This is a genomic window from Fusicatenibacter faecihominis (assembly GCF_020686945.1).
Lineage (GTDB): Bacteria > Bacillota > Clostridia > Lachnospirales > Lachnospiraceae > Limivivens > Limivivens faecihominis.
In genome coordinates this window covers 1-6,039 of the sequence record NZ_JAJEPR010000072.1, presented here as the reverse complement: position 1 = coordinate 6,039, position 6,039 = coordinate 1, and the positions used below count along the sequence as shown (strand labels likewise).

Below are 6,039 nucleotides of genomic sequence, written 5' to 3'. Positions count from 1 at the left end.
AGCAGTTGAATCGCTGAAAGGAGGGAAAAGTCATGCAGGAAGAGGTAACTCAGAAAACGGTCACGTTCTGTATTCGGGCAACTAAGATTACAGCAGACCTGTTGAAAAAGGTTCTTGTTGCGTATCTGCGTCATCAGAAGCAGAAATCAGTAGAGAAGAAAGCACAGAAAAATCAGCCGAAACAGGGAAAGGTCACGGTAAAAGAGCTGGCAAAACAGAATGCCGGGATGGTCAATATCGAGATCACGGACAAAAATATCAAGTCCTTTGAACGATATGCCAGAAAATACGGAATCAATTATGCTCTGAAAAAAGACAAGAGCAAAGAGCCTCCGGTTTATCTGGTATTCTTCAAGGGACGTGATCAGGATGCACTCAATGCTGCTTTCCGTGAATTTTCCCAGAAACAGATTCAAAAAGCGAATAAACCTTCCATTCATAAGCGTCTTGCAGCTTACCGGGCAATGATGCCAAAGAAATCGAAGGACAAAGTAAAGAACCGGCATCAGGAGCAGAGTCGATGAAAAAGAAAAGCGGCAAAACTCTGATGCAGAAGTGGAAGAATAAAATCGGGGGTAAGCTGTCCGCCCTGGATAAAAAGAAACTGGTTCTTACAAATATTCCTTATGCTCTGGCTGCTTTCTATGCAGACCGGGCATTTTTTCTTTACCGGAACAGTCCGGGAGAAGATATGGGGAACAAACTATTATATGCAATGGAACACGCAGACCGGATTTTTGCTGGTTTTGTGTTAAGCAATAACTGGAAAGATCTGCTAGCAGGTATTGTTGTTGCAGTCGTTCTGAAAGTGTTGGTCTGGCAGAAACAGGCAGACGCAAAGAAATTACGGAAAGGCATCGAGTATGGTTCAGCCAGATGGGGAACCGCAGAGGATATCAAGCCTTATATGTCGGAAGATTCATGGATGAACATTCCATTGACAGCAACAGAAGCACTGACCATGGAGAGCAGACCGAAGCAGCCGAAGTATGCAAGAAATAAAAATATAGTGGTCATCGGCGGCAGTGGTTCCGGTAAGACACGTTTTTTCGTAAAACCATCGGTCATGCAGATGAACTGTTCCATGGTCATTACAGATCCGAAAGGCACTTTGATTGAAGAGTGTGGGAAGATGTTAGCAAAGGGACCACCTAAGAAAGATAAGAATGGAAATATCATGAAAGATAAATCTGGAAAAGTGGTTCATGAGCCATATGTGATTAAGGTTCTGAATACCATCAATTTTTCCAAATCGCTTCATTACAATCCATTTGCTTATATACGGTCTGAAAAAGATATCCTGAAGCTGGTTACAACAATCATTGTTAATACCAAAGGCGAAGGGGAAAAAGCTTCCGAAGATTTTTGGGTGAAAGCAGAGAAATTGCTGTACACAGCATTGATTGCGTTTATCTGGTACGAGGGGAAAGAGGAAGAAAAAAATCTCAACACCCTTCTGGATCTGCTGAATGAAAGTGAAACCCGTGAAGAGGATGAAACTTACCAGAATCCGGTGGATATGTTGTTTGAAGAGCTGGAGGCAAAAGAACCTCAGCATTTTGCGGTCAGACAATATAAAAAATACAAAATGGCGGCTGGAAAGACAGCGAAAAGTATTTTGATATCCTGTGGAGCCAGACTTGCCCCATTTGATATCGCAGAACTTCGTGAGATCATGTCTTACGATGAAATGGAACTGGATAAGATTGGGGACAGGAAAACAGCCTTGTTCTTGATTATGTCCGATACAGATACAACCTTTAACTTTGTGATTGCGATGCTGCAGTCACAGCTTTTCAATTTGCTTTGTGATAAGGCAGACGATGTATATGGTGGAAGACTTCCGGTGCATGTGCGTGTCATCGCTGATGAGTTTGCCAACATCGGGCAGATTCCTCAGTTTGACAAGCTGATTGCAACTATCCGAAGCAGGGAAATCTCTGCTTCTATTATTTTGCAGTCACAGAGTCAGCTAAAGGCAATGTATAAGGATAGTGCAGATACCATTCTGGGTAACTGTGATACTACACTATTTCTTGGTGAAAAAGAGAAAACTACCTTAAAGGAAATGAGTGAACTTCTGGGTAAGGAAACCATTGATCTGTATAACACTTCGGAAACGAGGAGCAATCAGAAGTCCTTTGGATTGAATTACCAGAAAACAGGCAAACAGCTGATGACAGAAGATGAGATTGCAGTCATGGATGGAGGAAAATGTATCCTGCAGATTCGTGGTGCCAGACCATTTTTCTCAGACAAATATGATATCACGAAACACAAAAATTATCGGTTTCTTGCAGATGAAAATGAGAAAAACCGATACAAAGTAGAAAAAGAGTTAAATCCGCAGTACACACCGAAACCCGAAGAAGAAGTGGAGGTAATTCAGGTGGAGTTGTCGGAGTAACAATGGGAATGAACGAAAAATAATGAGGAAAGGAATAACTGACATTAGGTGCGCCGGCTTTTTAGTCGGTGTTTTTTCATTCCCGTAAACACCTGAAAGAAGTCAGTTTTGGTGAATGTATATGGCATTTTTTAGCAGTGCAATTACAACTTTAAAAACTCTTGTAGTCGCAATCGGCGCAGGTCTTGGCGTGTGGGGTGTCGTAAACCTTCTGGAAGGATATGGAAATGACAATCCCGGTGCTAATGCTCATGTACGGTAAAGAAGCAAGCAACCGAAAACAAGAGATAGACCGCCAGCACCACACTATTCCGAACAAAAGAACCAAAGACAAGCATTATGGAAATGTGCATAACAGGCTATGGAATCATGGATAACTCTATTCACAGGACATGGAAAGCTAAGGTGCAGCTTTCCCACGTTCTGTAAGAAGAATTTACTGGGCTTGTATTCCTGTCTGCTGAAGATATGGGATAATGGGAAAGGCTACTGACCTTTTTACTATTGCATATACAATATTTTTGTATTCTCTCTCCCACCATAATAGTATCATACAAATTTCATGATTACAAGACTGTTTATATAGGCAAACGTGTGCTAAACTAGCCTAGCAATGTATCAGTGAGAATTTTTCTGTTGTTTTTTATCAAGGAGGGTATTTTTTATGGGAAATAATCAATCAGAAAGAGAGTACGAAGAAATAAGATTAAAGCAAACTATATCTTTAGCCGAGGAACAATTAAAACAAGCAAAAGAAGCAGCAGAAAAAAAGAAATCACAAATTATCGAAGCCAAAAAAGAAGTTCGTGAAAACGCAACACATAGTGTTACAAATCTATACACTTCTGACGGATTTGAGGCACTTGTTGAGTTAAGTCAATATATGAACCCTGTTACAGATAAAATTGTAGATTATGAAGAAGAAGAACACAGAATACTTTTACTGGAAAACATGATAAAATCACCATATTTTGCCCGTATTGATTTTAAATTTGATGATGAGGAAGAATGTGAAAAAATATATATCGGACGTTCCTCTCTACGGAAAAACAGTTATCAGGAGATGTATGTTTATGATTGGCGATCACCGATTGCAAGTATTTTTTACCGCTTTATGAAAGGAGAAGCATTTTATGACGCTCCATGCGGGCGGGTAACAGGTGAACTCAAATTAAAACGTCAGTATGAAATAAAGAATGGAGTGTTAAAGTATTTTTTTGATACAGATGTGCAGATTGTTGATGAATTTTTAAGACAACTATTATCACAGAATACCACCGCCAAAATGAAAGCGATAGTTGAAACAATACAACAAGAACAGGACGCTGTTATCAGAGATATGGAAAACGACCTGTTAATGGTGCAGGGCGTGGCAGGAAGCGGTAAAACTTCCATTGCCCTTCATCGGGCAGCTTATCTTATGTATCAAGGATTACAGACAAAGTTGTCCGCAAATAATATTATGATTATTTCCCCTAATACTATATTTGAGCAATATATTTCTAATGTGTTGCCCGAATTGGGAGAAGATAATGTTATCTCCGTTGTATTTGAGGATATTCTAAAAATGCTGTTAAAAGGCAGGAAAATTCAGTCCAAGAACGATTTTTTAGAAAAAATAATTGCTCCCTCACAATACAAAAAAAATTTATAAAGACAGTATCGAGTTTAAAGCGTCAAAACTTTTTGGGGAAATATTAGACAAATTTATTTATGATATTCCATGCCAATGGATAGAATTTGATGATGTTTATTATGAAGGAACATGTGTTGTAAACAGGCAGACTCTACAAGATAAGATACTGGGAAGAACAGAAACTCCATTAGGCATAAAGTTAGAGCAATTAGAAGATTATATTTTAGAACTAATATTTGGAACAGGAAAGGGACGGGGACATAAAGCAGAAAAAAATTTAGTAAAGCAGGAAATACAAAAATTTATAAAAATTGATATATTTGAGTTGTATAAAACATTATTTAGCAATGAATCCTATTTTTTCAGTTTATTGCAAAATAATAATTCCTCAGAGAGCATAAAGGAAATCCGGGAATATACGAAAGAAAATCTGGAAGCAGGCTGTATATACTATGATGACGCAATAGCAATGCTTTATTTATATTTAAAAATATACGGAACGAATGAATATAAAAATATCAAGCAGGTTGTCATTGATGAAGCTCAAGACTATTACCCGCTTCAATATGAAATATTCGGCTTATTATTTCCAAATGCTAAATTTACAATCTTAGGGGATATGAAACAAACCCTTGCCAAAAAAGAGGATATATCTTTCTATGAAGAAATTCATAAAATACTGAATAAGAAAAAATCTTCTCTTATCGTGTTGAACAAAAGTTTCCGTTGTACGAATGAGATATTAAATTTTAGCTTAAAATTCATAGAACAAAGTCCACAGATAAAAAGTTTTAATCGGAAAGGGGATAGCCCGGAAGTATTTATTGCGGATAATTCCGAAGTCTTTATTGACAAGATTGTTGAAGAGGTAAAATCATGCCAAGAAAAAGGATTACAGTCAATAGGATTAATTTGTAAAACTGAAAATAATTCCATCTGCTTGTATAACAAAATAAAGCACAAACTAGATATACAAATAATCAGAAATGGAAGTGCAGCAGAGTTACAAGGTGTATTCATTATACCAGTATATATGTCAAAGGGGTTGGAATTTGATGCCGTCTTAATTTGTGATGCAGACAATCAAAACTACTATGATGAAGATGATAAAAATCTCTTATACGTTGCCTGTACCAGAGCACTCCATAGACTTAGCTTATTTTGTGAAAAAGAAGTTAGCCCATTGATATATGCAACTTCTAAACATACAAAACTAGCGCAGACAGAATAGGTCATGAAAACACATGGATAAGTTAATAATAATTCGGACAGATAATCAGAACAACTTATATGAACAAATTATATCGTTAATAACTGCCAATCAAGCTAAAATGGAAACCATGTCTTTTGGTGTTTTTCCTACACTCTTTTTTCCGGGACTGGAAATAAGGCAGCACCAACGCCGGGTATTTAGGGACGGGGAGGAAATAAACCTTACCCGCCTTGAATACAGTACCCTTGTATTCCTTGCTTCCAATCCCGGCAATGTCCTCACACAAGAACAGATTTTTGAAGCCGTTTGGAACATGGATAGCGATAGCTGCCATTCAAGTGTTGTCAACGTGATTTACAACCTACGGAAAAAGATAGAGCCGGACAGCAAAAACCCCACCTACATAAAGACCGTTTTAGGCATAGGCTACAAGTTTGCTTCCGGGGAATGACAACCGAATAACCGCCGCCCTTTTTGGCAGTCAGTAAACAGGAAATCAGAAAAAGGTTTCCTGTTTTTTTGCGCCCGTTTTTGTCAAATACTGTTACGAAAACACGAAAAGATTTTCCGGGGGACTTTGCCATATTTTTCTTCCAGTGCGTAGTAATAATGACGGGAAAAATATTGCCGCAAAGTTGGCAGAAGCCCCGCCCTCTCCGTCGAGGGTATCAGCAGAAGCCTACACAGCGGAATCCGTCACTTTCTTAGAGCAAGATTCTACCGCAGTACCAAAATTCGCTTATCGCTCATTTTGCCCCTGCGGGAATCTTGTTGGGGAGTGCC

At 38.5% G+C, this 6,039-nt stretch carries 6 protein-coding genes; all 6 read left to right on the top strand.

Annotated features, from left to right (window positions below):
• Window positions 1-32: 32 nt before the first annotated feature.
• The 6 genes from LKD71_RS17565 to LKD71_RS17545 all read left to right on the top strand — a co-directional run bounded on the left by LKD71_RS17565 (window position 33) and on the right by LKD71_RS17545 (window position 5,707).
• Window positions 33-524, top strand: a complete 492-nt coding sequence (locus tag LKD71_RS17565) for a PcfB family protein (RefSeq protein ID WP_109273659.1) — start codon at window positions 33-35, stop codon at window positions 522-524.
• Window positions 525-547: 23 nt separating this feature from the next.
• Window positions 548-2,407 carry a VirD4-like conjugal transfer protein, CD1115 family gene (locus LKD71_RS17560; RefSeq protein ID WP_331466525.1) on the top strand — a complete coding sequence of 620 codons (1,860 nt, stop codon included), beginning with the start codon at window positions 548-550 and terminating at the stop codon, window positions 2,405-2,407.
• 121 nt (window positions 2,408-2,528) lie between these two features.
• Complete coding sequence (locus LKD71_RS17555; RefSeq protein ID WP_029732077.1) at window positions 2,529-2,669, top strand: Maff2 family mobile element protein; 141 nt, start codon at window positions 2,529-2,531, stop codon at window positions 2,667-2,669.
• Between the two features lie 402 nt (window positions 2,670-3,071).
• The gene (locus LKD71_RS18450) at window positions 3,072-4,061 is read left to right on the top strand and encodes a helicase domain-containing protein (protein ID WP_331466524.1); all 990 of its coding nucleotides are present in this window, start codon (window positions 3,072-3,074) and stop codon (window positions 4,059-4,061) included.
• Window positions 4,030-5,274, top strand: a complete 1,245-nt coding sequence (locus tag LKD71_RS18445; protein WP_331466523.1) for a 3'-5' exonuclease — start codon at window positions 4,030-4,032, stop codon at window positions 5,272-5,274. Before LKD71_RS18450 ends, LKD71_RS18445 begins: the two co-directional genes overlap by 32 nt.
• Window positions 5,275-5,374: 100 nt before the next feature.
• Window positions 5,375-5,707 carry a winged helix-turn-helix domain-containing protein gene (locus tag LKD71_RS17545; protein ID WP_227616378.1) on the top strand — a complete coding sequence of 111 codons (333 nt, stop codon included), beginning with the start codon at window positions 5,375-5,377 and terminating at the stop codon, window positions 5,705-5,707.
• Window positions 5,708-6,039 lie beyond the last annotated feature (332 nt).

What these genes read in the sequence shown, in the direction of transcription:
- LKD71_RS17565 (WP_109273659.1), top strand. Translation starts at nt 33, where the DNA reads ATGCAGGAAGAGGTAACTCAGAAAACGGTCACGTTCTGTATTCGGGCA.
- LKD71_RS17560 (WP_331466525.1), top strand. Translation starts at nt 548, where the DNA reads ATGCAGAAGTGGAAGAATAAAATCGGGGGTAAGCTGTCCGCCCTGGAT.
- LKD71_RS17555 (WP_029732077.1), top strand. Translation starts at nt 2,529, where the DNA reads ATGGCATTTTTTAGCAGTGCAATTACAACTTTAAAAACTCTTGTAGTC.
- LKD71_RS18450 (WP_331466524.1), top strand. Translation starts at nt 3,072, where the DNA reads ATGGGAAATAATCAATCAGAAAGAGAGTACGAAGAAATAAGATTAAAG.
- LKD71_RS17545 (WP_227616378.1), top strand. Translation starts at nt 5,375, where the DNA reads ATGGAAACCATGTCTTTTGGTGTTTTTCCTACACTCTTTTTTCCGGGA.